Annotated in this window: 21 protein-coding genes and 1 pseudogene; 11 read left to right on the forward strand and 11 right to left on the reverse strand. The window is 73.0% G+C overall.

The features are described from left to right. Window positions 1-15: 15 nt before the first annotated feature. The 4 genes from ACLQ25_RS15820 to ACLQ25_RS15835 form a co-directional block, all read right to left on the reverse strand. A complete protein-coding gene (locus tag ACLQ25_RS15820; protein WP_425731622.1) occupies window positions 16-459 on the reverse strand; it encodes a cellulose binding domain-containing protein in 444 nt (147 codons plus the stop codon). Window positions 460-525: 66 nt separating this feature from the next. Beyond that, a complete protein-coding gene (locus ACLQ25_RS15825) occupies window positions 526-1,038 on the reverse strand; it encodes a fibronectin type III domain-containing protein (protein WP_425731623.1) in 513 nt (170 codons plus the stop codon). A 609-nt stretch (window positions 1,039-1,647) separates the two neighbouring features. Then, complete coding sequence (locus tag ACLQ25_RS15830; RefSeq protein WP_425731624.1) at window positions 1,648-2,286, reverse strand: response regulator; 639 nt, start codon at window positions 2,284-2,286, stop codon at window positions 1,648-1,650. Beyond that, the gene (locus tag ACLQ25_RS15835; protein ID WP_425731625.1) at window positions 2,283-3,485 is read right to left on the reverse strand and encodes a sensor histidine kinase; all 1,203 of its coding nucleotides are present in this window, start codon (window positions 3,483-3,485) and stop codon (window positions 2,283-2,285) included. The genes ACLQ25_RS15830 and ACLQ25_RS15835 overlap by 4 nt, the downstream gene beginning before the upstream one ends. Window positions 3,486-3,633: 148 nt before the next feature. On the opposite strand from ACLQ25_RS15835, the gene ACLQ25_RS15840 reads away from it, so the two are divergent. Beyond that, entirely contained in the window at window positions 3,634-4,392 is a 759-nt protein-coding gene (locus ACLQ25_RS15840; RefSeq protein WP_425731626.1) for an ABC transporter ATP-binding protein, read from the forward strand. Next, entirely contained in the window at window positions 4,389-6,920 is a 2,532-nt protein-coding gene (locus tag ACLQ25_RS15845) for an FtsX-like permease family protein (protein WP_425731627.1), read from the forward strand. The genes ACLQ25_RS15840 and ACLQ25_RS15845 overlap by 4 nt, the downstream gene beginning before the upstream one ends. Before the next feature lie 48 nt (window positions 6,921-6,968). Here ACLQ25_RS15845 and ACLQ25_RS15850 read toward each other — a convergent pair whose 3' ends face one another. From ACLQ25_RS15850 to ACLQ25_RS15860, 3 genes are all read right to left on the reverse strand, one after another. Then, window positions 6,969-7,610 carry a hypothetical protein gene (locus ACLQ25_RS15850; protein WP_425731628.1) on the reverse strand — a complete coding sequence of 214 codons (642 nt, stop codon included), beginning with the start codon at window positions 7,608-7,610 and terminating at the stop codon, window positions 6,969-6,971. Then, window positions 7,544-8,572, reverse strand: a complete 1,029-nt coding sequence (locus ACLQ25_RS15855) for a ricin-type beta-trefoil lectin domain protein (RefSeq protein WP_425731629.1) — start codon at window positions 8,570-8,572, stop codon at window positions 7,544-7,546. The genes ACLQ25_RS15850 and ACLQ25_RS15855 overlap by 67 nt, the downstream gene beginning before the upstream one ends. 112 nt (window positions 8,573-8,684) lie before the next feature. After that, a complete protein-coding gene (locus tag ACLQ25_RS15860; protein WP_425731630.1) occupies window positions 8,685-9,518 on the reverse strand; it encodes a helix-turn-helix transcriptional regulator in 834 nt (277 codons plus the stop codon). A gap of 314 nt (window positions 9,519-9,832) precedes the next feature. Between ACLQ25_RS15860 and ACLQ25_RS15865 the strand changes: the two genes are divergently transcribed. Next, complete coding sequence (locus ACLQ25_RS15865; RefSeq protein ID WP_425731631.1) at window positions 9,833-11,428, forward strand: DHA2 family efflux MFS transporter permease subunit; 1,596 nt, start codon at window positions 9,833-9,835, stop codon at window positions 11,426-11,428. A 57-nt stretch (window positions 11,429-11,485) separates the two neighbouring features. Here the strand turns inward: ACLQ25_RS15865 and ACLQ25_RS15870 are convergent, their stop codons facing one another. From ACLQ25_RS15870 to ACLQ25_RS15880, 3 genes are all read right to left on the reverse strand, one after another. Next, the gene (locus tag ACLQ25_RS15870; protein ID WP_425731632.1) at window positions 11,486-11,938 is read right to left on the reverse strand and encodes a DUF5709 domain-containing protein; all 453 of its coding nucleotides are present in this window, start codon (window positions 11,936-11,938) and stop codon (window positions 11,486-11,488) included. A 112-nt stretch (window positions 11,939-12,050) separates the two neighbouring features. Further along, complete coding sequence (locus tag ACLQ25_RS15875) at window positions 12,051-12,935, reverse strand: alpha/beta fold hydrolase (protein ID WP_425731633.1); 885 nt, start codon at window positions 12,933-12,935, stop codon at window positions 12,051-12,053. 114 nt (window positions 12,936-13,049) lie between these two features. Next, on the reverse strand, window positions 13,050-13,973 hold the full coding sequence (locus ACLQ25_RS15880) for an RNA polymerase sigma factor (RefSeq protein ID WP_425731635.1): 924 nt from the start codon (window positions 13,971-13,973) through the stop codon (window positions 13,050-13,052). A gap of 187 nt (window positions 13,974-14,160) precedes the next feature. Between ACLQ25_RS15880 and ACLQ25_RS15885 the strand changes: the two genes are divergently transcribed. Beyond that, on the forward strand, window positions 14,161-14,904 hold the full coding sequence (locus tag ACLQ25_RS15885) for a YqjF family protein (protein WP_425731636.1): 744 nt from the start codon (window positions 14,161-14,163) through the stop codon (window positions 14,902-14,904). Window positions 14,905-14,923: 19 nt separating this feature from the next. Here ACLQ25_RS15885 and ACLQ25_RS15890 read toward each other — a convergent pair whose 3' ends face one another. Next, window positions 14,924-15,901: an aldo/keto reductase gene (locus ACLQ25_RS15890; RefSeq protein ID WP_425731637.1), complete on the reverse strand. Its 978-nt coding sequence runs from the start codon at window positions 15,899-15,901 to the stop codon at window positions 14,924-14,926. Between the two features lie 90 nt (window positions 15,902-15,991). Here ACLQ25_RS15890 and ACLQ25_RS15895 point away from each other — a divergent pair, with 90 nt between their 5' ends. The 7 genes and pseudogenes from ACLQ25_RS15895 to ACLQ25_RS15925 all read left to right on the forward strand — a co-directional run bounded on the left by ACLQ25_RS15895 (window position 15,992) and on the right by ACLQ25_RS15925 (window position 25,877). Further along, a complete protein-coding gene (locus ACLQ25_RS15895) occupies window positions 15,992-16,753 on the forward strand; it encodes a maleylpyruvate isomerase family mycothiol-dependent enzyme (RefSeq protein WP_425731638.1) in 762 nt (253 codons plus the stop codon). Window positions 16,754-16,908: 155 nt separating this feature from the next. After that, window positions 16,909-17,772, forward strand: coding sequence for a hypothetical protein (locus ACLQ25_RS15900; protein ID WP_425731639.1), 864 nt, complete (start codon window positions 16,909-16,911; stop codon window positions 17,770-17,772). Window positions 17,773-17,873: 101 nt separating this feature from the next. Next, the gene (locus tag ACLQ25_RS15905; RefSeq protein WP_425731640.1) at window positions 17,874-19,280 is read left to right on the forward strand and encodes a cellulase family glycosylhydrolase; all 1,407 of its coding nucleotides are present in this window, start codon (window positions 17,874-17,876) and stop codon (window positions 19,278-19,280) included. A gap of 225 nt (window positions 19,281-19,505) precedes the next feature. Next, window positions 19,506-20,642, forward strand: a pseudogene (locus ACLQ25_RS15910) (carboxylate-amine ligase); the annotation flags it as partial. Between the two features lie 418 nt (window positions 20,643-21,060). Then, entirely contained in the window at window positions 21,061-22,164 is a 1,104-nt protein-coding gene (locus tag ACLQ25_RS15915) for a circularly permuted type 2 ATP-grasp protein (protein WP_425731641.1), read from the forward strand. 98 nt (window positions 22,165-22,262) lie between these two features. Further along, window positions 22,263-24,041, forward strand: a complete 1,779-nt coding sequence (locus ACLQ25_RS15920) for an N-acetylglutaminylglutamine amidotransferase (protein ID WP_425731642.1) — start codon at window positions 22,263-22,265, stop codon at window positions 24,039-24,041. After that, complete coding sequence (locus ACLQ25_RS15925) at window positions 24,042-25,877, forward strand: S9 family peptidase (protein WP_425731643.1); 1,836 nt, start codon at window positions 24,042-24,044, stop codon at window positions 25,875-25,877. Window positions 25,878-25,879: the final 2 nt, after the last annotated feature.

Genomic DNA, 25,879 nt, shown 5'->3' on the forward strand with positions numbered 1-25,879 from the left:
CCCCGGACGCGAGCGTTACTCGTCTGCCGCCACGCAGACGCCGCCGTTCAGCGTGATCTCCTCCGGCAGTTGGGTGCCGGTGGCGACGATGCCCAGCGACACCGTGCCGCCGGGCCTGATCAGCGCGTTGTGGCTGGTGTTGCGGACCCGCAGATAGCTGTTGTTCGGCCGGTCGACGACCTGCGCGCCCCAAAGGGCCCGTACCTGCTGGCTGGCCCAGAACCGCCAGGTCATCGTCCAGCCGTTCACCGCCGTCGTGCCGGTGTTCTCGACGGCGAGGTACGCCACGAAGCCGTCCGGCCACTGCCGGACGACCGTGCGGACCGCGCAGCTCGGCGGGGGCGGCAGGGTGGTCACGGTGACCGGCGACGACAGCGCCGACCAGTTGCCCGCCTCGTCGCGGGCGCGCACCACGAAGGTGTACGTCGTGTTCGGCGTCAACCCGCTGACCTGGGTCATGGTGGGGCTCGGCGGGAACTGGTACAACTCCCTGACCAGGGTCAGCTGACCGCTCGCGTCGACCCGCTACACCTCGTACCGGTCGAGCACGACGTTGTCGGTCGACGGGGTCCAGCGCAGCCACACCAGGGTCGCCGCGACGTCGTACGCGACCGGCTGGCCGGGCGCGCTCGGCGGCTGGCTGTCACCCGGTGGCATGGTCAACCGCAGCGTCGGGTTGGACACCGACCGGTTGCCCGCCGCGTCCAGCCCCGCGACGCTCAGGGTGTACGTCCGGGACGGGAGCAGGTCGGTGAGGCGGATGGTGGTGGTGTCGGTCGAGTACGCCCGGCCGGTGTCCTCGAACAGCGCCGAGACCGCGTAGCCGACCACGCCCACGTTGTCGGTCGACGCCGTCCAGGTCAGCTCCACCGAGGTGGTGTCGATGGCGGTGACCGTGATCGGGCCGGGGGCGGTGGGGCGTTCGGAGTCGTCGGCGGCGTGCGCCGGACTCGGGCCCAGCACGACCGCTGCGGCCACCAGCGCGGCGACGGCCCGGGTGGTGGCCCGTGATCGGGGCCGTGTTCGGATTGGGTGCACGATGAATCCCTCGCCTCCGGTTGTCCGCAGCGGGCCGGCGATTCACTGCCGTCGATCTTACGGCAGCGGGAGGTTCGAATATGCCCCGTCGCCGCACTCACCCCGAGGGCCGCCTGAGTTGGTCGGTGCCGGCGGGATCCGGCAGGCAGGGTGTTGCCCGGGTCCTTTGGAGCTGAATCGTCTACGACATCGCCGGCGTCAGACCAGCGGGCCAGCGGCCTAGCGGCCCGACGGCCCAGCAGGCCGGCGGCCCGACGGCCCAGCAGGCCGGCGGCCCGACGGCCTAGCGGCCCGACGGCCCAGCAGGCCAGCGGCCCGACGGCCCAGCGGCCCGACGGCCCAGCGGCCCGACGGCCCAGCGGCCCGACGGCCCGACGGCCCAGCGGCCCAGCGGCGCGTCGGCTCAGCGACCCGGCGGGCCCCGCGACTAGTCGGCCGGGTCTGATTCGTTTGCGGCATCAGCTCCAAAGGCTTCCCGCAAGGCATCCGCCTCCCATGAGGTTGGCGCGATCTCGTCGCCGGATCGCGGTTCAGCGGCCGGCACTGTCATCGGTGCGTGGCGCGATCGGCAACGCGATCGGCAACCGGAGCAGCCGGTCAAGGTGGCCGCTAGCTGACCAGGCGGCGTTCCCAGGCCCAGGCGGCGATCTCGACGCGGTTGCGGGCCGGGAGCTTCGCCTGCACGCTGGCCAGGTGTGTCTTGACCGTGCCGACGGCGATGAAGAGTTGGCCGGCGATCTCGGCGTTGGTCAGCCCCCGGGCGACGAGCTTCACGACGTCGAGTTCCCGTGGGGACAGGCCCGCGTCGTCGCGCGGCGCGGCGGGCGAGCTGAGGTGCTCCAGCAGCCGTACGGTGATGGACGGGCTGATCAGCGCGTCACCGGAGACGGCGGCGCGGACCGCCTCGACGAGCAGCGTCGGGCCGGAGTCCTTGAGCAGGAAGCCGCACGCGCCGTGGGACAGCGCGGTGTGCACGTACTCGTCGAGGTCGAACGTCGTCACCACGACCACCCGCACCGGGTCCGCGACGCCCGGCCCGGCGAGCAGCCGGAGCGCCTCCAGGCCGTCGAGGCGGGGCATCCGGATGTCCAGCAGCACCACGTCCGGACGTAGCCGACGGGTCATCTCGACGGCCGCGATCCCGTCGGCGGCCTCACCGACCACCGTCATGTCCGGCTGCGCCCCGATGATCATGCCGAAGCCGGTGCGGACCATCGCCTGGTCGTCGGCGATCAGCACCCGGATCATCGGGTCACCGCCACGCGCAGGGGAAACGCGGCGTCGAGCACCCAGCCGCCGGAGACGCCCGGTCCGGCGGTGACCGTGCCGTCGAGGGCGCGTACCCGCTCGGTGAGGCCGACCAGGCCGAAGCCGTGCCCCCGGGCCGGCGTCGAGCGCGGGCCCGCGCCGTCGTCGGCGACCCGGACCAGCAGCCAGTCCGGCGTACGGTGCACGGACACCGCCACCGATCGGGCGTCCGGCGCGTGTTGGCGGGCGTTGGTCAGCCCCTCCATCACCACCCGGTACGCCGAGGTGGAGACCTCCACCGGCAGCCCGTCGAGCGGACCGTCGACGTACAGCCGGGCCGGCGTGTTGGTCGTGCCGTTGTGGCCCTCCAGCAGGGGCGCGAGATCGGCCACACCGGCCAGCGGGGCCAGCGGCGCGTCCGGCGGGGCGTCCGGATTGCGCAGCACGCCGACCATCCGCCGCATCGAGGCCATCGTCTCGGCCCCGGCCCGCTCGATCTGCTCCAGGGCGACGATCACCCGTTGTGGGTCCTGTTCCGCGACGAACCGGGCGCCCTGCGCCTGCACCACGATTCCGGTCACGTGATGGGCGATGAAGTCGTGCAGGTCGCGGGCGAACTCGGCGCGCTGCTCGGCGCGTACCAGCGCGATGGCCCGCTCCCGGCCGCTGGCGACGACGCGCAGGTAGATCCCGGCGGCGGCGGCGCCGACCGCGCCGAGCGCCTGGAGCAGCCCGAAGATCACGTAGACGAGGTCGGCGCCGCCGCGCAGCGGAAGCGCGGCGGCGGCGAGCGCGGCGACCACGGCCGCCCACGGGGCGAGCCGGGCGGAGCCCCACCGGGTCACCACGAACACCACCGCGATCATCCCCGCGGACTCGGCCAGCCCCCAGGTGCCGCCCAGCAGAAGGAACCGGCTCGTCCTGAGCACCAGGAAGCCCAGAGTGACGGCGAGTGAGATGACGCCGAGCACGAGCGCCGCGATCGGCAACGACCGGGAACCCTGCCGGTGCACCGGCAGCCAGACCACCGTGGTCGCCGCCGCCATCCCCACCTGTAACAGGGCTCGCAGCGCTTCGGCCATGCCCATCCCGCTGTAGAGGCCGTACCGCAGGTCGAAGGCACAGAGCAGGACCAGCGCCGCCAGGCCGGCGAGCTGACCCAGGCGTACCCACCAGGCTGAGAATTTCGGCGCGTTCATCGTGACCCAGCGTAGCCACGCGGGCGGCTCGGGCAGATCGGCCGAAAGACAGACCCCTCGGCCGCGTTCCCCGACCGCGGACCGATGCGGCCGCCGCCCGGCGGGGGCGAGGCTTCCGGCGGTCACATCGCAACCACCGGAGGAACCCATGACAACCCACGCCCCACCGCAGACCGGGCCGGCGGCCGTCGCGGCCGTCGACCTCGTGAAGGTGTACGGCAGCGGCGACACCGCGGTCCGCGCCCTGGACGGCGTCTCGGTCGGCTTCGGCCGGGCCGGGTTCACGGCGATCATGGGCTCGTCCGGGTCCGGCAAGTCGACGTTGATGCACTGCCTCGCCGGCCTGGACACCCCCACGTCCGGGCGGGTCCTGCTCGGCGGCACGGAGCTGACCGGTCAGTCCGACCGCACGCTGACCCGGGCCCGCCGTGACCGGATCGGCTTCGTGTTCCAGTCGTTCAACCTGCTGCCGCAGCTCACCGCCGCGCAGAACATCACCCTGCCGCTGGACCTCGCCGGCCGGGAACCCGACCGTGACCTGCTCGCGCACCTCGTCGACGTGCTGGGCCTCGGGCAGCGGCTCGGGCACCGGCCCAGCGAGCTCTCGGGCGGCCAGCAGCAGCGGGTGGCGCTGGCCCGGGCCCTGGTGTCGCGGCCCGAGGTCGTCTTCGCCGACGAGCCGACGGGCAACCTCGACTCCCGCTCCGGCGCGGAGGTGCTCGCCATCCTGCGCGACTCGGTACGCGACCTGGGCCAGACGGTGGTCATGGTCACCCACGATCCGATCGCCGCCGCGTACGCCGACCGGGTGGTGCTCCTCGCCGACGGTCGGATCGCCGGTGAGATCAACGAGCCGGACCAGGGCTCGATCACCGACGCGCTGCGCGCGCTGGCGGTGGCCGCATGAGGGCGACCGTGCTGCGTACCCAGGTGATCGCCGCGGCCCGACGGCCGGGCCGGCTGATCCTCACCGGCCTGGCGATCCTCGTCGCGTCGTTTGTGGTCTTCGGCACCGTGCTGGCGCGGGACATCACCGAACGGACCGCCCGGGACACCCTCAGCGGCACACCGGCGGTCACCGACCTGGCGGTCGGTGACCCCGAGCGGCCGCCCGCCCTGACGGAGTTGCGGGACGTCCGTGCGGTGCCCGGCGTCGTCGAGGCGGTGGGTCGGGTGACCCTCGGTGTCTCGGTCGGCGGGGGATACGTCAACCTCCAGGCGGATCCGGGCCGGGGCCCGCTGGCCACGGTCCGCCTGGTCCAGGGCAGCTATCCCGACCAGCCCGGCGAGATCGCGGTGAGCCCGCGTACCGTCGAGCGGCTGGGGCTGACGGTCGGCACGGTGACCACCGGAACGGGCGGCAACCTCACGGCCGAGTCGCCGCTCACCGTCACGGGAGTGGTCGACACCCCCGCCGACGACGGCGCGAACGCCTACGCGCCGGACGACGTCGTGGCCGCGTGGTGCCATTTGACCTTCGTGGAACGGATCGACCTGCGGGCGGCCCCGGGCGCGACGCAGGCGGTCCACCAGCGCCTGGCCGCGGCGGTCCCCGCCGAGCAGCCGATCCGCTCGGGCGCCGAGGTACGCGACGCCGAGGCCGACGCGGCGGCCGAGCAGGTCGGCAGGCTGTTCGCGCTGGTCGGGATGTTCGTCGGGATCGCGGTGGCCGCCGCGGCCCTGGTGGTCACCTCCACGTTCCGCATCGTCTTCGCCCAGCGGATGCAGCACCTCGCGCTGCTGCGGGCGGTCGGCGCGGGCCGGGGAGCGTTGGTGGGCGCGCTCACGGCCGAGGGCGCCCTGACCGGGTTCGTCGCCGGTGTCGTCGGGGTGGCCGCCGCGCTGGCCGTCGGGCAGGCGCTTCCGCCGGTCCTGCGCGCCTTCGGCACGGTGGTGTCGTCGCCGGGGCTGCCGCTGACGGCGGCGGTCGCGGTGGTGGTCGGGGCGGTCGTGATCACCGTGCTGGCGGTCCTCGCCCCGGCGTTCTCCGCCGCTCGGGTCTCGCCGCTGGAGGCGTTGCGCGCGGCCAGCGTCACCGCCGGCCGGCGTGGCATCGGAGCGGCCCGCCTGGTGTCCGGGGCGCTGCTGGCCCTCGGTGCGCTGCTGGCCGGCGTCGCGGCGGTGCGCCGCATGCCGACGCCGGGCGCGGAGTCGTACGACCCGACGCTCGGCCTGCTCCTGCTGGTCGCCTCGGGCGCGTTGGCGTTCTTCGCCCTGCTGACCCTCGGGCCGCTGCTGGTGCGTCCGGTGCTGGCGGTCGTGGGCTGGCCACTGCGCCAGCTCGGCGCCCTCGGACGGTTGGCGGTCGGCGGGATCGGTGGAACACCGCGCCGAGCCGCGGCCGTATCCGTGGTGGTGGCGCTCGGCGTGACGCTGATCTCCGGCGTGGTCATCGGTGGCGCGTCCATGCGGGTGGTCGCCGATCGCGACATGGCCCTCTCCGCGCCGGCCGACTTCGAGGTCGCCTCCGCCGAGGGTACGGCCCTGCCGGTCGCCGTCCTGGCGCGGGCGCGGGCGGCCAGCGCGGCGCTGACCCGGGTCGTGCCGTACCGGATGCTCCACGACGTCACGCTGTCGCGGGGCGGTGAGCGCATCGGTGACGTCGAGGCCGGGTACTCGACGACCGACCTGGACCTGTCGGCGTTGCCGACCCTCGCCGACCTGCCCGTGGCGCAGGGCAGCCTCGCCGACCGGGGACCCGGCCGGATCGTGCTCGGCCAGGCGGTCGCCAGCGTCACCGGGCTGCGGGCCGGCGACACGGTCACCCTCGGCCGCGACGCCTCGACGGTCGACGTGCGCGTGGCGGCGGTCCTGCCCGACCGTGGCCCCCTGTACGCGGGCATCCTCGTCGACCGTGCCGACCTGGACCGGATCGGTGGACCGACGGCGTACAGCGGCCTGCTGGCCGACGCCGCCCGCGCGGGTGAGGACGGCCGCACCGCCGGGGCGCGTGCGCTGCGGCAGGCGGTCGGGAACGCCACCGGGCTGCAGATCAGCGTGCTCGCCGACGATCGGGACCGCAACGACGCGGTGCTGACCGCGCTGGTCTGGATCACCGCCGGCCTGGTCAGCCTCACCGTCCTGATCGCCGTGGTCGGGGTGGGTTCGACGACCGCCCTGTCGGTCGTGGAGCGGGTACGCGAGTCCGGGCTGCTGCGCGCCGTCGGCCTGTCCCGGGCCGGGCTGCGCACGATGCTGACCGTCGAGTCCGGCCTCTACGGGGTGATCGGGGCGACCTTCGGTCTGCTGCTCGGCGTCCCCTACGCCTGGTTGGCGGTGCGGGCGCTGGGGCTCAACGCGCCGCTGACGCTGCCGGTGCTGCCCCTGGTCGGGCTCTTCGTGGCGCTCGTCGCGCTGACCGCGTTGGCCGGGGTGCTGCCGGCGCGGCGGGCCTCGCAGGTCAGCCCGGTGGTGGCGCTGGGCGTCGAGGGATAGGTGCGGGGCGGGCCGGCGTCGAGGGTGCGACGCCGGCCTGCCGCGCGGTCAGTTGGGGTTGCTGGCGTGGGTCAGCGTCTCCCAGGCGACGAAGAGGTTGTTGCTGCCGGCGGGACGTTGTTGCAGCGTGAGGGTCTGCGTGTTGGTCATGACGTTGCCCAACCGGTTGCTCATCGCGTTGAAACCGACCTCGGTGATCGGGCCGAGGCCCCGGGTGAGGGTGCCGCCGCAGAGCCAGGAGGGTGCCGCCTCGCCGAGTTGGTAGCGCGAGTGGAAGCCGAGGGCCTGCCGCAACCGCTCACCGACCTGCGGGTACAGGTCGCGCTCCTGGATCCGTGAGGTCTCCGCGACGTGTGAGATGGCGGAGATGCCGTACCCGGTGTGGACGAAGTCCCGGCAGGTCTCCTGCGCGAGTCCGGCGACGAAGGTGGACTGGCCCTGCCAGTAGCCGATGATCTCGCCGCTGGTGTCCAGGCCGCTGCCGGGCACGGTGTACGGGAGCGCGCCGTCACTGGGCAGGTAGATGAAGGCGCGGGCGCGGTTGAGGAAGCGGGTCACCGCCGCGTCGTAGGCCGTCCGGTCGTCCAGGTGGACGGCGATCCCGATGGCGGCCTCCATCATGGTCAGTTCCCAGTTGCCGTTGCTGTTCGAGCCGTTGCGGACCACCGGCAGGTAAACGGTGCGCAGCATGGTGGCGAACCGGTTGGCGTTGGGCCAGCTGCTGTACGTGTACTTGATGATCTCGGCGGCCCGGGGCCAGGTCGAGCCGCCCAGCCGGTCTGCAGGGGCGCGTTGCTGCCGGTGTGGGAGGTGATCGTCGCCGACCAGGCGTCCATGATCTGGATCGCCTTCTGCGCGTACCGGGCGTCGCCGGTGATGTACCAGGCGAGCGCGTCGGTGTACGCGGCGATCGCGTCCTCGCGCTCTTCGGTGCAGCCGTTGTTGGGGTTGGAGTAGGAGCCGCACTCGACAACCGCGCGCGGCGCCGGGGTGCGGGACAGTGAGGCGTACCGGCTGGACATCATCTGGTTGTAGGCCGCCGCCCAGGGCTGTGCTCCCGCCTGGACCCGCCCGCGTACGAAGTCGAGCTGACCCCTGCTGACCAGCACTCCGGGGTGGGTGAAGCCGCTCGACGGCGGTGGGGTGGTGCCGCCGGTGGGCAGCGTCCAGAGCTGGTTGGCGGTGCCGGTGCAACTCCAGATCTGTAGCGGCGTGCCGTCGGCGGAGCTGGTGCCGGTCGCGTCGAGGCACTTGCCCGAGGCCGGGTTGACCACCTGCCCCGCGCTGGACGACCACTGCTGCGCCCCGGTGCCGTTGCAGTCGTAGATCTGCGCCCGGGCGCCGTTGGCGGTGCTGGCGGCCGCGATGTCCAGGCACTTGCCCAGGGCTCGGATCGTGCCGTCGTCGGCCACGGTCCACTGCTGCGCGGTGGAGCCGTTGCAGGTGTAGAGCTGCACCGGGGTGGAGTTGGCCGGGTTCGCGGCGGCCACGTCGACGCACTTGCCGCCGTACCCGGTGATGGCGCCCGTGCCGGCGGCGGACGCGGGGGAGACGCCGACGACAAGGCCGGTCGGTACGGCGAGCAGGGCCGCGGCGAACGCGGCGGCCAACCTGGTGCGGCGGGGCGTGTGCCCGACCGTTCGTCGCGCCATGGCGGGGTCCTTCCGGGGCGGCGGAAACAACTGTAAAGTGTGTTAATCATTACAGCCGCAGGCATCGATATCAATGTCTTCGCCGCAATTGCCGCCGTGCCGGCCTCGACGCTCAGACGAGCTGACCTCCGGTAACGGAGAGTAGGCGCAACCTGTCGTCGCTCTCGGAACCGGGCACCGCCGTGAAGACCAGCAGGGTCTGGGACTGGTCTGGATCGACGAGCGTCTGGCAGTGCAGCTCCAACGCGCCGACCTCCGGGTGCAGGAGGTGCTTCGGTGGGCACTGGCCGCCCGGCACCGGGTGCTCGCGCCACAGTCGGGCGAACTCCGGGCTCGCGGCGAGCAGGTCGTCGACGAGCGCCGCGGCCCGCGAGCCGCGGCCATCACGGGTGTACGCGGCGTGCAGGTGCGCCACCAGCAGCCGGCTGTGCTGCTGGTGGTCCTGTGCCCGATACCGCTGGCGGACGTGGGGGTCCGTGAACCAGCGGTGGTGCGCGCTGCGCGCCAGCCCGGTGTGCCGGGTCTCGTCGCCGAGCAGGGCGACGGCCGGCGCGGTCTGCGCCAGGGTCTCGCCGAGGTGGTTCACCACCTGGGCCGGGGTGTCGTGCAGCCGGTCGAAGATGCGCATCATCCCGGGGTTGACGTGGTCGGCGCGTACCGCGCGGTGGGGCACGGCGTGCCCGGCGAGCTGGAACAGGTGGTCCCGTTCGGCCAGGGACAGGCGCAGGCCGCGGGCCAGGGCGGCGAGCATCTGCTCGGAGGGGTGCGGCCCGCGCTGCTGCTCCAACCGCGTGTAGTAGTCGGTGGACATACCGCTCAACGCGGCGACTTCCTCGCGCCGCAGCCCACCGGTGCGCCGCCGCGGGCCGCGCGGCAACCCCACGTCCTCGGGGCGCAGCGCCTCGCGTCGGGTGCGCAGGAAGCTGGCGAGGTGGGCGCGGTTCACGGTGACTCCGATCGGGGTGGGCGCCGGCGGGTGGACCGGCACGGTGGGTGCAACAGACGGGCCGGCGCAGGATGTTCCGCGCCGGACGCTGGCTGCTCGACGCTGTGGGCCACTCCGCCGACCGGCTGCAATCGGACAGCTGATCGGTTTACGCCACACGGCCGTCACGAAATCCGGAGGCAGAGCGTCACAGTCCCCGGTTAGTCTGCCTCCGCGCGTCGTCGCCCCGGCACGTCGCGTCCCGCGCCTGGTCGGCGCGGCGATCGCCGCCACCGCCCACCATCGGTCCGGATCAACCGACCTCAGGAGAGTTAGTGACACAGCAATCCGTCGCGACATCGGACAAGCTCGACGCCGCGGTGCTCAAGGTGGCGGGTGTCGTCGTCCTTGGCGCGATCATGTCGATCCTCGACGTGACCGTGGTCAGCGTCGCGCTGCCCACGTTCCAAAGCGAGTTCGACGCCACCTACGCCCGGGTGGCCTGGACGATGACGGGCTACACGCTGGCCCTGGCCACGGTGATCCCGCTCAGCGGGTGGGCGGCCGACCGGTTCGGCACGAAGCGGCTCTACATGGTGGCGCTCGCCCTGTTCACGATCGGGTCGGGGCTCTGCGCCACCGCCGACTCGATCGGCCAGTTGATCGGCTTCCGTGTCCTGCAGGGCCTCGGCGGCGGCATGCTCATGCCGCTCGGCATGACGATCATGACGCGGGCGGCCGGGCCGCACCGGATCGGCCGGCTGATGGCCGTCCTCGGCATCCCGATGCTCCTCGGTCCGATCGGTGGCCCGATCCTCGGTGGCTGGCTGATCGACACCGCGAGCTGGCACTGGATCTTCCTGATCAACCTGCCGATCGGTGTCATCGCCCTGATCTACGCGCAGTTCGCCCTTCCGAAGGACGCCCCCGAGCCGTCGGAGTCCTTCGACTTCCTCGGCATGCTGATGCTCTCCCCGGGTCTCGCGCTCTTCCTGTACGGCGTCTCGTCGCTGCCGGAGGCGGGCACGTTCAGTGCGAACAAGGTGTGGGCCCCGATGCTGGTCGGCGGCGCGCTGGTGGTGGCGTTCGTGCTCTACTCCTTCAAGCCCCGGCACCCGCTGCTCGACCTGCGACTGTTCCGCAACCGCAACCTCACCATCGCGGCGTCCACGCTGTTCGTGTTCATCATCGCGTTCATGGGCGCCGGCCTGCTGTTCCCGAGCTACTTCCTGCAGGTGCGCGGTGAGTCCACGCTGGCCGCCGGCCTGCTGATGGCTCCGCAGGGCATCGGCGCGATGATCACCATGCCGATCGCCGGAACCCTCGCCGACCGGGTGCCCATCGGCCGTACCGTCCCGTTCGCGCTGGCCCTGATCGTCGTCGGGTTCTTCGGCTTCACCCAGGTCGACCCGCAGACGTCGTACTGGCTGCTCGGTGGGTCGCTGTTCGTGATGGGCCTGGGCATGGGCGGCACGATGATGCCGATCATGACGTCGGCGCTGCGGACGTTGCAGGCGCAGGAGGTCGCGCGCGGCTCGACGCTCGTTAACATCCTGCAGCAGATCGGCGGCTCGGTCGGCGCCGCCGTGATGTCGGTGATCCTCACCAACGAGCTGAACGGCTCCCGGCCGATCCCCGGCCTGGTGGACGAGAGCGGCAAGCCGGTCACCGAGGCCGGGCTGGCCATCGCCTCTCAGCAACGACCGGAGGTGCTCGCGCAGGTGCCGGTGGACCCCTCGACCCTCGCCTCGATCATCGAGCGCGGTCTCGACTTCGCCGCGAAGTCGTTCGCCCACACGTTTTGGGTGGGGTTCGCGCTCGTGCTGGCCACCTTCATTCCGGCCGCCCTGCTGCCGCGTCGGCGTACGCCCGCGCAGCCGCTCGGTGACGAGCAGACCGAGCTGCCGAAGACGCCGGTCGTCATCCACTAACCGACGCGCCCGCCGCGCTCGACGCCCGTTGCGGTGTCGAGCGCGGCGGTGTGCCGGTCAGCGCAGAGGACCGTCGCCCGGCCCGTTCGGTTCCTCGACCACGTGCACCGCAGCCTCCTCGGCGCTCGCGCCGCCCGCGTCGATCCCGGCGTCCCACGCCACCGAGTCGGCCTCGTCGTCCTCGCGGACGCCCTCGTCGTACTCGACGAGACGGCCCGCGCGCGCCTCGGTCTCGTACCCCCGGCGGGTCAGCTCGTCCTCGTCGTCGCCACCCTCGGCGTACGGGTCGACGTCCGGCTCCTCCTGGGCGAGGTACTGGTCCAACGACTCGCCCGCCCGCTCCTCGGCGGGGGTGGTGCCGAACCGGTTCGCCGCCGTCCAGTGGTCCGCGGCGACGATGCCGGTGTCGAGGGGGTCGCCGACCCGATCGTCGTCGAGGGTGTCGGAGGCGTCCAGCACCCCGTCGTCCTCGGCCACGTTCCACTCGTCGACGGAATCCGTCTGGCTCACGGCGATCTCTCCTTCGTCACGGCGCAGCGAAGTGCCAAGCCTATGACCGTGCAACACGGCCGGCTCCCGAGGCCTGCCCGCTGTGACGAACAGGCCTCGGGGGCGACGGGCATCACCGCTTCAGCAACTCCACCACGGCTTCGGTGAACTCCGCCGGCTGCTCGATGTGACCGAAATGCCCGCTCTGCTCCAAGATGGTCAGCCGCGAGTCCTTCAGGCCGGCGTGCAGTTCCTCGGCGTAGCGCGGGCCGCAGATGAAGTCGTACGCCCCGACGATCACCACGGCCGGAGCGGTGATCTCACCGAGCCGGTCGCGCACGTCGAACGGAACCGGGTCCTGCGCGCCGGCCGGCGCCGCCCAGGCCCGCAGACCCGCCTGCAACGGGGCGAACTCGGCCTGTCGAGCCCAGAAGTCCGCGAAGTAGACCGGCAGCGCGGCGCCCAGACCGGCGCTCAGCGTCTCGTCGTCGGTGGCGGTGAGGGCCCGTTGGAGAGCGGCCGGGATCTCCGCCGCCTCCGGCCGATCCGGGTGCCGCTGCGGGTAGGCGGCGAGGTTGGTCATCGCCTCGGCCCAGAAGTCGGCGCCGGTGAGCGGCGAGGTGTCGTACAGGATGAGCCCGGCCACCCGGTCCGGGTGCTCCAGGGCGTAGCGCTGAATGACGAAACCGCCGTACGAGTGCCCGAGCAGGTACACCCGGGGCTCCCCGAGGTGCGCGACGACCGCGTCCAGAAAGCGGACATAGGTGTCCATCCGGTAGTCGTCGGCACTGTCGAGTCTTCCCGACGCGCCGGTGCCGACCGGCTCGAGGTACACCATCGTGTAGTGCTCTTCGAGGCTCGGCGTCCGCAGGTAGGACCACTCGATGCCGGGGCCGCCCGAGTGCGCCACGCAGACCGGGCCGGTGCCGGCGACGTGGTAGACCTGCCGCACCCCGCCGACGGTGAACGAGTGGGCGCCGGGCGCGAGCGCGCCGGTGTCGTGGTGGGTGGAACCCATGAACTGTCTCCCGATCTCCTGGCCCGTGCGGCGTGTGCCGCGACGGCAACTGGTGGCTGGACACCGACCAGATGCGCGGGTCGCCGGGAAAGTTCGCTCGGCGGGAAAGTTTTCTCAGAGCCGCGCCGGAACGGGGTGGAACAGCGTGAGCTGACGTACCCGCCCCTCGCGCAGCACCTGCAACCACAGCGCCGCCGGTGGGCAGTGGTCCGGGTTGTCCGGCGGGCTGAGCAGGTCGGTCTCCCAGATGAGCACGTCGCCGCTGGACACGACGGTGCGCAGCCGTTGTCGTACCCCGGCGTGCAGGTCGCTGGTCATGCCACGCACCGCCAGCTCGCGGCCACCGCGTGGCCCACCGGGAACGACCATCTGAGCGTCCGGCCACCAGGTGTCGTGGACCACATGGTCGAAGTCGCCCCGCATCGCCGTGGCGATCATGTCGACGCCCTCGCGCCACCGCGCGTCGCCGGCCGCGCGGACGTCGGCGTGGGTCGAGGTCGCCGCCGCGCGCAGGCCGCCGGCGAGGGCCCGCCGGGCGTGGCTGAGGCGGCTGCGGACGGTGCCGACCGGCACGCCGCACACGGCCGCGATCTGGTCGTACGACGAGGCGTCGCTGAAGTACCGCAGCATGGTGACCAGGCGGTCGGGCTCGGACAACTCCCCGATGGCGTGCCACACCCAGTCGCGCAGCGCGCCGGAGTCCAGGGACTCCTCCGGGGTGGGTTCGGTGGCGGGGTGGGCGAACCATCCCGGGTCGGCGACCGGCGTCGGACGCGGCGCGCGCAGTGTCATCCGGGCGTTGTTGCGGACGACCGTGCGCAGCCACGGCCCGACGGCTGCCGAGTCACGGATCTCGCCGACGCGCCGCAGCGCCGTCACCATCGCGTCCTGCACGGCGTCCTCGGCATCCGGTCCGTAGCCGAGCAGGCTCACCGCGACCGCCCGCATGCCCGCCTCGTGGCGGGTCAGCAGCACGCCGAGCGCCCCCGCGTCGCCTGCCTGCGCGAGCGTCACCAGTTCGGCGTCACCCACCGTCATGCCCAGTTCCTCCCCGAACCGCCCGTTCTGAACATGTCTGCTCTTCAAGCGTACGGCGGACGCGGCGGGCCGCTACCGCAGGCGGTGTGGAGCGCAGGGGCGCCGGCCCGGGCCGGTCCCCGCCGCAGCTACCCGGCCCGTCGGCGGGCCGTGGGTCGGTGCGCGCGACTGCGTCAGGATGAGGGGCGTGGACATCGAACCGGTCGACGACGCGCCCCGCCGAACGTTCCCCCGGACGATCCTGCGCCAGCGGTGGGAGGACCTCACCTTCCTGCACTGGGCTGTCGCTCCGGAACTCGTCGCGCCGCTGCTGCCCGCCGGCACTCGTCCGGACACGCTGGACGGCGTGAGCTTCGTCGGCCTGATCGGCTTCCGGATGGTCGGGCTGGGCTTCGGTCGCGGGCCGGGGGTGCCGTACTTCGGCACCTTCGCCGAGACGAACGTCCGGCTCTACTCGGTCGACGACACCGGGCGGCGGGCCGTCGTGTTCCGGTCGCTCGACGCCTCCCGCCTGGTGCCCGTGCTGGTGGCCCAGGCGACGCTGCGTCTGCCGTACCTCTGGTCGTCGATGCGGTTGGACCGCGACGGCGACCGACTCACCTACCGGTGCCGGCGTCGCTGGCCCGGCCCGGCGGGTACGACGAGCCGGATGGAGGTCCGGGTGGGGGAGGGCATCGCCGACCCCACCCCCCTGGACCACTTCCTCACCGCCCGGTGGGGGCTGCACACCCGGGCATACGGTCGCACGCTGCACCTGCCGAACTGGCATCCCCGCTGGCCGTTGTACCGGGCGGAGCTGCTGCGCCTGGACGACGAACTCGTCGCCGCCGCCGGACTGCCGGCACCGGTCGGACCGCCGGTCAGCGTGCTCTACTCGCCCGGCGTCGGGGTGCGGTTCGGCCCGCCGGTGACGGTCCGGCAGCCCGGCTGAACGCCGGGCCGCCGGATGCTCAGTAGCGACCGCCCTCGGGAGCCGGCAGGGCGTCGAGGTCGGCCAGTTCCTCGGCGCCGAGTCGCACGTCGCCCGCCGCGCAGTTGTCCACCAGGTACTTCGGGGTCTTGGTGCCGGGGATCGGAATGACCTGATCCTCCTGGGCGACGACCCACGCGAGGGCGACCTGCGCGGGGCTGACGCCGGCCCGGTCGGCGATCTCCCGGACCCGGCCGACGATGGCGAGGTTGGCGGCCAGCGCCTCCTGCTGGAAGCGCGGCAGGCCGCGTCGGAAGTCGTCGGCCGGCAGGTCGTCGAACGACGCGAACCGTCCGGTGAGGAAACCTCGACCCAGCGGGGAGAACGGCAGGAACGCGATGCCCTGCGTGGCGCAGTACGGCAGCACCTCGGTGAGCGGATCCCGGGTCCACAGCGACAGCTCGGACTGCACCGACGCCACCGGATGCACCGCCTGGGCCCGTACGATCTGGGCCACCGTCACCTCGGACAGGCCGATCTGTCGCGCCTTGCCCGCCGCGACGACCTCCGCCATCGCGCCCCAGGACTCCTCAATGGGCACGTCGGGGTCGACGCGGTGCAGTTGGTAGAGGTCGACGTGATCGGTGCCGAGGCGGCGCAGACTGTCGTCGATCGCCGCGCGGATATGCTCCGGCCGGCCGTTGTTGCCGAGCTTCGGTGAGTTGCCGGTGCCGCCGGTCCGGGACGTCGCGACCAGCCCGACCTTCGTCGCCAGGACGGCCCGCTCCCGGTGGCCGCCGGCCAGCGCCCGCCCGACCAGCTCCTCGTTGGTGTACGGCCCGTACACATCGGACGTGTCGATCAGCGTGGCGCCCAGATCCAGCGCCTGCCGGATCACGGAGATCGAGGTGTCGTCGTCGCGAGGACCGGTGATGTCGTATCCGTGGCTCATGCCCATGCACCCGAGACCGATGACGCCGACCTCGGGCCCCGCACTGCCCAGCGTGGTGGTTCGCATGACCCCCACGCTACGACCGCTGGCCGCCACCCGCTGCGCCGGCGGCGCCCTGTCGTAGCCCTGTCGTAGCCCTGTGCTGAGCTGTCGGCCATGGAGAACCCACGATATCTCGACTGCCTGACGGACGACTTCGTCCGGCTGCGGGCGCTCGTGCCCACGGACCCCGGCGCCGCCGTGCCGAGTTGCCCCGGTTGGACCGTCGCCGACCTGGCTCGCCATGTCGGCGAGGTCTACCTACACAAAACCCTGGCCATCCGCGAGGGCGTCGAACCCGAGCCGTGGCCGCCAGCGGAGCTGGCATCGGAGGACCCGCTGGCGTTGCTCGACCGCGCGTACGCCGGGCTGCGTGCCGAGTTCGTCGCCCACGACCCGGCGGACCCTGCGGGTTCGTGGTACGCGCCCGGTCGGCATGTCGGCTTCTGGATCCGCCGGATGGCGCAGGAGACCGTCATCCACCGCGTCGACGCCGAGCTGGGCGTCGGGGCGCCGATCGCGCCCATTCCCGACGACCTCGCCGTGGACGGCGTCGACGAGCTGCTCCGGGTGTTCGTGGAGTACTCGGTGGCCGAGTGGACCCCCTACTTCAGCGAGATGCTGGCGGGCTCGCCGGGTTGGACGATCGCCGTCCGTACCGACGGCGCGGCCTGGTCGGTGCGTACCGGACGGGATCTGTTTCGGGTGACCGACGGCGTGGCCGACGTCGCCGACGCGACGGTGACCGGACCGCCCGCGGCGATGCTGCGCTGGGTGTGGGGGAGGGAGCTGCCCGGCGGGTCGAGCGGCGTCACTGTCGAGGGGGCGCCCGAGGCGATTGCCGAGTTGCGGCGTTGCATCGTGATCGCGACCCAGTGAGGCCGTGCCGCCCGGCCAGGTGCACTGGCTGCCGGCCTGCCGGCCTGCCGTTCGGCGTGGGCCCCGGTGATGATCGTCGGCCCGCACTAGAATCGACAACGCTCACTGCTTTTGCCGGTGTGGGCTGGGGGCTGGCGCGAAGGGCGGTGGGCGGCATGGGACCGGACGAGCGGCGACGGTTGTTCGAGCAGGCACGGGAGCGCTCGACGCGACAGGAGACGTGGGCGGAAGCCGACCGGCTCTGGACCCGGGTGATCGAGGCGTACCGGGAGGCCGTGCGGGGGCCGGGCCGGGCCGCGCGGGAGGACCAGCAGCAGTTGGCCCGGGCGCTGTGGCGGCACAGCATGCTGCTGTCCGCGCGGGGCCGGGCCACCGACGCGATGGCCCCCGGCGGTGAGGCGGTCGTCGTCTTCGAGCGGGTGTACGACGCCGTGGCGGCCGAGGGCGGGAGCATCGCCGCCGCACCCCGGGACGACGCCCTGGCCGAACTGATCACCGCGCTCGTGGATCTGGCCGAGGTCTCGTTCGCCGCCGGTCAGCCCGCCACCCGCAGGGACCTGTTGGAGCGTGCCGTGACGGTGGGCCTGACCTCCGCCGGCTCGCCCCCGTCCGCCGGGCCGCGGACGCGGGAGGCGATGGGGACGGCCTACCACAACCAGGCGGTGGCGCTGCTGCACCGGCACCTCACCCGGCCGTCGCCGACCGAGGGCGCCCAGGAGGCGGCGCTGGCGGCATCGCGGGCCTGTGAGCTGCGACAGGGTCTGCTGGACATGGCGCGTCCGCTGTCGTTCTGGGAGATGGCCAACACCTACGGGGTGTACGCCCAGTGCCTGATCCTGATCGGTGACCTGGACCGGGCGGCCATGGTGCTGTCGATGGGCAACCGGTTCGTCGAGACGCTGGGTCCGGCCGCCGCCGAGCCGGCCCAGAAGTTGCGCGTCGCGGCCGAGATGCTGGCCCGGGAGAAGGGTGGGTCGCGGGGCGCGGCCGGTTCGCGTCGCTGGGGCTGGCGGCGCTGAGCCGTCCGACCTGGCTTGCATGACATCGTCAACGATCGATACTGTGCGCGAAGGCGCCGCCCCGCCGCAGACCACCACCGTCGATCCGAAGCGGGTTCCGCATGCGCACACTGAGACTTGTCACGTCGCTGGCCGTCGCCGGCCTGCTCGCCGGCGCGGTGGCGACGATCGCCACGCCGGCCAGCGCGGCGACCGCCGCGTTCTCCGTGACCAACAGCTGGGGCAGTGGCTATCAGGGCCAGGTCACGGTCACCAACGACACCTCCGCGCCGATCAGCGGCTGGCGGGTCGAGTTCGACCTGCCGGCCGGGTCGCGCATCAGCCAGTCCTGGAACGCCCAGCAGACGACCTCCGGCAGCCACTACACGTTCAGCAACGTGTCGTGGAACGGCACCCTCGCGGCCGGCGCGTCGACGTCGTTCGGCTTCCTCGTCGAGGGCTCGGGCACGCCGGTGAACTGCACCGTCAACGGCGCCGGCGTGTCCTGCTCCGGCGGCACGCCCCCGCCGCCGACCACGCCGCCACCGACCACGCCGCCGCCCACGACTCCGCCGGCGACGACCCCGCCACCCACCACGCCGCCGCCCACGACCCCGCCGCCGACCGCCGGTACGCCGGTCGAGCGGTACGGGCAGCTCCGGGTCTGCGGTACGACGATGTGCGACAGGTCCGGCGCCCGGGTGCAACTGCGCGGCGTCAGCAGCATGTGGCTCAACTGGGAGACCGCTCCCTACGCCGAGAACCTGTCCGCGCTGCGCTGGATGCGGGACAACTGGAACCTCCAGGTGATCCGCGCGGCGATGGGTGTCGAGCCGGCCGGGGCGTACCTGAGCGATCCGGGCAGGGCGCGGGCGCAGGTGGAGACCATCATCAACAACGCGGTCAGCGCCGGGGTTTACGTGATCGTCGACTGGCACGCCCACGAGGCGCAGAACAACCAGTCCCAGGCGGTGGCGTTCTTCGGTGACCTGGCACGCCGCTACGGTCACCTGCCCAACGTCATCTGGGAGACGTGGAACGAGCCGTTGCAGTTCAGTTGGACCGGCGTCATCAAGCCGTACCACCAGGCGGTCGTCTCCGCGATCCGCGCGGCCGACCCGGACAACATCGTGGTGCTCGGAACGCCGACGTGGTCGCAGGACGTGGACGGCGCGGCGGCCAGCCCGCTCTCCGGCACCAACCTCATGTACACATTGCACTTCTACTCCTGCACCCACGGCGCGTCGCTGCGCGCCAAGGGCGACGCGGCGATCCGGGCCGGCCTGGCCCTGTTCGTCACCGAGTGGGGCGCCAGCAACGCCGACGGTGGCCTCGACGGCCGGGCCTGCCTGCCGGAGGCGCAGTCCTGGATCGACTGGATGAGGGCGAACGGCATCTCCTGGACCGCCTGGAAGCTCGACGTCGGCACCGACACCACCAACCTGCTCAGCCCTGGCGCGCCGGTGACCGGCGGATGGAACAACTACCTGCACGGTCACGCGCCGTTCGTGGTGGCCAACATGCGCTGACCCGACCCGCCCCGGGAGGGCTCGCACGAAGGACGAGCGGTGTGCCGCGCGGTCAGAACGATGACCGGCGGCATGCCGCTCCTCGCTGTCCGAAGGTGATCAGAGGGGCCGTTGACCACGGGGCGGAACAGCGCGTCACCTTAACGTGCCGGAAACACCCTCGGTACCAAGCCTGGGAACGCTCGTCGGACAGTCGAGACCACCGACACGCGAACCGGGGTGACCATGGTCGACAACACCACGAACGCGGCGACGTTCGACGGGCCGGTGGGCCGGTCCGGCAACGGAAGAGCCGTACCCGCATCCCGTCCGGCTCCGGCCCCACCGGGGCACGACGACCCGGCGGACCTCGCCACCCTCGGCGTGGAGGAGGAGTTCCACGTCGTCGACCTGCACACCCGGGAACTGGTGCCCCGGGCCGGCGAACTGCTCGACCGGCTGCCGGCCACGTCGTTCACCGCCGAACTGCACCGTAGCGTGGTGGAGACCAACACCGCCGTCTGTCGCACCCTGGACGAGATCCGCGCCGAGCTGACCCGGCTGCGGCAGTCGGCGATCCAGGTCGCCGACCGGGCCGGGCTGGGTATCGTGGCGGCCGGTACGGTGCCGCTGCGCGCCGACGGCGACCCGAGCGTCACACCCACCTCGCGGTACCGGCGGATGGTCGACGAGTACCAGTTGCTCGCCCGCGAGCAGTTGATCTGCGGCGCGCAGGTGCACGTGGGCGTCTCCGACCGGGACCTGGCGGTGGCCGTCACCCGCCGCGTCCAGCCGTGGCTGCCGGTGCTGCTCGCCCTCTCCACCAGTTCGCCGTACTGGATGGGTCAGGACAGCGGCTACGCCAGCGTCCGCTCGCTGGTCTGGCAGCGCTGGCCCACGGCCGGCGACCCGGGCGAGGTGACCAGCGCGGCCGACCACGAAGCCCTGGTCGCCGAGCTGATCGCGTCCGAGACCATCACCGACCCCGCCATGATCTACTTCGACGTCCGGCCGTCGGCGCACGTGCCCACCGTCGAGCTGCGCATCACCGACGCCAACGCCGACGTCGAGACGATCGTCCTGCTCATCGGCCTGTTCCGGGCGATCGTGCGGCGGGAGGTCGCCGCCCTGCGCGCCGGTGTCGAGCGCACCGCCGTCCGGCCGCCGGTGCTGCGCGCCGCCGTGTGGCGGGCCGCCCGCTCCGGGCTGGAAGGTGACCTGCTCGACCTGCCCCGCTCGGCGCGGCCGGTGCCCGCCGCCGAGGCGGTCCGCCGCCTCGTGGCCGACCTGCGCCCACAGTTGGAGGCGACCGGCGACTGGGAGCAGGTCCGCGAGCTGACCCGGTACGCCCTCGACCGGGGCAGTTCCGCCGCTCGACAGCGACGGGCGTACGAGCGACGGGGTCGGCTGGCCGACGTGGTCGACCTGCTGCTCGACGAGACCCGGGGCCGGGTGCGCACCCCCCTGGCCGGGGCGACGCCCCCGCCCACGCTGCCCACGTACGCCGACGCCGGCGACGAGGTCTTCGGTCCGGCCGGGCCTTCACCCGCGTACCGTCCGCTGCTCACCGCCCTGCGCGCCCTCGGGTCCGTCGGCCTGCGCCACCGCGAACACGACCGGGACGAGGAGCAACGCGCCCGGGGCGTGACCTTCAGCGTGGCCGGCGAGGCCAGCACCCGTCTCTTCCCGGTGGACCTGGTGCCCCGGGTGGTGCCCGCCGACGACTGGCGGACGCTGCGTGCCGGCCTGGTACAGCGCGCTCGACGCGTTCCTGCGCGACGTCTACGCCGACCGGGCCGTGGTGGCCGACGGTGTCGTACCGGCCTGGGTGGTCGAATCCTCGCCGGGGCTGCGCCCGACCGGCGCGCTCATGGGCCGACACGGCACGCGCGCCCAGGTGTCCGGAACCGATCTCGTGCGCGACCCCGACGGCGGCTGGTACGTGCTGGAGGACAACCTGCGGGTGCCCTCGGGCATCGGTTATGCCGTGCAGAACCGCCGGCTCACCCAGGCGGTGCTGCCCGAGCTGCCGGTGCCCGACGATCTGCTGCCCGCCGACGAGACGCCGGCGATGCTGCGCCGGGCGCTGGTCGCCGCCGCGCCGGCCGCCGCCGACGACCCCGCCGTGGTGGTGCTCAGCAGCGGTCCGGGTGACCCGGCCTGGTTCGAGCACCGGCTGCTCGCCGACGAGATGGGTGTGCCGCTGACCGAGAGCGGTGACCTGCTGGTCCAGGACGGCCGGGTGCACATGGTCGCCGAGGGGCACCGCAGCCCGGTGGACGTGATCTACCTGCGGATGGACGAGGAGGCCCTGCTGCACGCCCAGGGCGCGGACGGTGTGCCGCTGGGCTGGCCGCTGCTCGCGGCGGTGCACGCCGGGCGGCTCACGCTGGCCAACGCGCTCGGCAACGGCGTCGGGGACGACAAGGCGCTGTACGCGTACGTGCCCCGGCTGATCGAGTACTACCTCGGGGAGAAGGCGCTGCTCGGCGACGTGCCGACGTACCTGTGCGGGGTGCCCGAGCAGCGCGCCGAGGTGCTGGGCCGGCTCGGCGAGCTGGTGCTCAAGCCGGTCGACGGGTACGGCGGCGACCGCGTGGTGATCGGCCCTCGCGCGGAGGCGGAGGAGCTGGACGCCGTCCGGGAGCAGATCCTCGCCGCCCCACACCGGTGGATCGCCCAGGAGATGGTCACGCTCACCACCCACCCGGTCTTCGACGGTACGGCGCTCGCGCCTCGCCACGTTGACCTGCGGGCCTTCGTGTTCCTCGGCGAGACTGCGGAGGTGGCGCCGGTGGCCCTGACCCGGGTCGCGCCGGCCGGCAGCATGATCGTCAACTCGTCGCGGGGAGGTGGGTCGAAGGACACCTGGCTGCTCGGTGGAGCCGGAGAGCCCCCGGTGTAACCCACGCTTGATGTGGATGTCATCGGGACGCAACCGGGTCCACCAAGCCTGGACCGGTCAGCGGCCCGAGCGGACCGAGCCGATGAGAGGTGTGTGCCATGTGCGGTATCGGAGGCGAGTTCCGCTTCGACGGGGCGTCACCGGATCTGGCGGCCCTGGAGCGGATGCTCCCCGTCCTGTCCTCCCGCGGTCCGGACGGTGAGGGGCGGTGGCAGCACGGTCCGGCGGCGCTGGTGCACCGCCGGCTGCGCATCATCGACCTGTCCGACACCGGCGCCCAGCCGATGGTCGATGCTGAGCTGGGCCTCGCCCTGGTCTTCAACGGCTGCATCTACAACTACCGGGAGCTGCGCGACGAGCTGAGCGCCGCCGGCTACTCCTTCCGGTCCACGTCGGACACCGAGGTGATCCTCAAGGCGTACCACCGGTGGGGGACGGCGTGCGTCGAGCGGCTGTTCGGGATGTTCGCGTTCGCCCTGGTCGAGCTGGCCACGCACACCCTCGTGCTGGCCCGCGACCGGCTCGGCATCAAACCCCTCTACCTGGCCGAGACGCCGGGCCGCATCCGCTTCGCGTCGACGCTGCCGGCGCTGCTCGCCGCCGGTGACGTGGACACCGACCTGGACCCGGTGGCGCTGCACCACTACATGAGCTTCCACTCGGTGGTGCCGCCGCCGCGCACCATCCTGGCCGGCGTCCGCAAACTCCCGCCCGCCACCGTGCGGGTGATCACCGCCGACGGCCGCAGGACGGACACCGTCTACTGGCGGCCCGAGTTCAACCGCGCCGCCGCGCCGGCCATGTCCGCCGAGGAGTGGCAGGAACGGATCATGGCGGCGCTGCGGACCGCCGTACGGCGGCGGATGGTCGCCGACGTGCCGGTCGGGGTGCTGCTCTCCGGGGGGCTCGACTCCAGCCTGATCGTCGCCCTGCTCGCCGAGCAGGGCCAGACCGGGCTGGCCACCTTCAGCATCGGCTTCGAGGCGGCGGCGGGGGAGACCGGCGACGAGTTCCACTACTCCGACCTGATCGCCCGCCACTTCGACACCGACCACCAGCAGATCCGCATCGACGCCGCCCGTTTCGTGCCGGCCGTGCACGACGCCATCGCGGCGATGAGCGAGCCGATGGTCAGCCACGACTGCGTGGCGTTCCACCTGCTCTCCGAGGAGGTCTCGAAGCGGATCACCGTGGTCCAGTCGGGCCAGGGCGCGGACGAGATCTTCGCCGGCTACGACTGGTATCCGCCGATGGCCAACGTCTCCCGCGAGGACGCCGTCGAGGCGTACGCCCGGGTGTTCTTCGATCGTCGCCACGACGCGCTGGCCGGCCACCTGGCACCCGAGTGGATGCTCGACCACGACGCGAGCCTGGAGTTCGTCACCGCCCACTTTGGCGCGCCGGGCGCGGACACCGCGCTCGATGCGGCGCTGCGCCAGGACAGCCTGGTGATGCTTGTCGACGACCCGGTCAAGCGGGTCGACAACATGACGATGGCGTGGGGGTTGGAGGGCCGAGTGCCGTTCCTCGACCACGAGGTCGTCGAGCTGGCCGCCGCCTGCCCACCGGCGCTCAAGCTGGCCCTGGGCGGCAAGGGCGTGCTGAAGGCCGCGAGCCGGGGCATCGTCCCCGACGAGGTGATCGACCGGCCCAAGGGCTACTTCCCGGTGCCGGCGATCCGGCACCTCTCCGGTCCGCTGCTGGACGACGTCCGGGACGCGCTGACCGCGCGCCCGGCGCGCGAGCGTGGTCTGTTCCGCAAGGACTACCTGGAGGAGTTGCTGGACACGCCGAACGCCCAGCGGACCACGTTGGGTGCCAACGCGCTCTGGCAGCTCGGGCTGCTGGAGCTCTGGTTGCAGCGGATCGGGGTTTAGATGAGCGTACGGACCGAGGTACCGCGCCGGACCCGCCCCGCGCGGCACCGGCCGACGGTGACCCCGCCTCCCGGCGAGGACTTCGCGCCCGCGCCGTCGCCGGACGGCCGGCGGGTGGCGTACGTGTCCGACCGGGCGGGCACCCCGGCCGTCTGGGTCCGGGACGTGGACGCCATCGAGGCCGTCGCGCTGCCCGGCGGCGACGAACCGGTCCTCTCGGTGAGCTGGTCCTCGGACGGGCAGTGGTTGGCCTGCGTCGTCGCGCCCGGCGGCGCGCCCCGCACCGAGCTGTGGGTGCTGCGCCCGGACGGTACGGGACTCTGCCAGGTCGCCGGCTTCGGCCGCCGCAGCGCGAGCCTGTCCCGGTGGCTGCCCGGCGGCGCGCTGATGGCGGTCACCGAGAGCGCCGAGCGGAGCGCCGCCGTACTCGTCGACGCCGAGACCGGGCACCGGCGGGTGCTCGCCGAGGACGACCTGCTCACCCTCCTGGACGTCACCGACGACGGCGGGTCCGCCCTGCTGCGGCGTGGCCCCCGCAACGCCCGCTGGCTGGAACTGCTCGACGTGACCACCGGCGACCGGGTACGCCTGCTGCCGGACACCGGCCGGGGCAGCACCGACCAGGGCTGGTTCGGCCCCGACGGGACGAGCGTGCTGGCGCGTACCGACGCGTTCTCCGAGCTGGCGGCGCTGGTGCGCGTCGACCTCGCGCGACCGGCGCTGACCCCGACGCGCGTCGCGGCGCGGCCGGACGCGGAGCTGGAGCACGTCGCGCTCGACACCCGGCGGGAGCGGGCCGCGCTGCTGTGGAACACCTACGGCGGGCGCAGCGAGCTGAGCCTGTTCGACCTGACCAACGGTGTCCAACGGGCGGTGACCGCCCCCGGCGAGGTGCTCAGCGACGCCGTCTTCGCCGACGGCGGTGACCTGCTCTGCCTCACCGCGCAGGGGCCGGTGCAGCCCCGTGAGGTGTGGCTGGTCGACCCGGCGACCGGCGATCCGCGCCCATTGCGGCCCGACACCGACGCCGCGCGTACGGGTGGCCCGGGTGTCGCGCCGCAGCTGGTCGACCTGCGTGCCCACGACGGGTTGCCGCTGTCCGGTTGGCTCTACCGCCCGGCCGGCCCGGGCCCCTGGCCGACGGCGATCAGCCTGCACGGCGGACCGGAGGCGCAGGAACGCCCCGGCTACAACCCGCTGTTCCAGGCCCTCGTGGCGCAGGGCATCGCGGTGTTCGCGCCGAACGTGCGCGGCTCGTCCGGCTTCGGCCGCTCCTTCGTCACCGCCGACAACCTCGCCGGCCGGTACGGGGCCATCGCCGACGTGGCGGCGTGCGCCGAGCACCTCGTCGACAGCGGTGTCGCGATCCCGGGCCACCTTGGCTGCCTGGGCCGCTCCTACGGCGGCTACCTCGTACTCGCGGTGCTGGTGAACTTCCCCGGCCTGTTCGCCGCGGGTGTGGCCGAGTGCGGCATCTCCGACTTCCGCACCTTCTACGCCGGCACCGAGCCGTGGATCGCCGCCGCGGCCGTCAGCAAGTACGGCGATCCGGCGCGTGACGCGGAGCTGCTGCGCGACCTGTCGCCGATGACCCGTATCGACCAGCTCGACGTGCCGGTGCTGCTCATCCACGGCGCGAACGACACCAACGTGCCGGCCGGGGAGTCGGCGCAGGTGGCGCGGGCGCTGGCCGCCCGGGACGTGCCGCACGGGCACCTGGTGCTCGCCGGTGAGGGGCACGACTTCCTGGCCCGCGACAACGCCGAGGCGGCGCGTACGGCCACCACCTCCTGGCTGACCCGGCACCTCGCCACGACGGTGATCACCCTCGGCTGAGG

The sequence above is a fragment of the Micromonospora sp. DT44 genome (assembly GCF_049841635.1).
In the GTDB taxonomy this organism is placed as follows: domain Bacteria; phylum Actinomycetota; class Actinomycetes; order Mycobacteriales; family Micromonosporaceae; genus Micromonospora.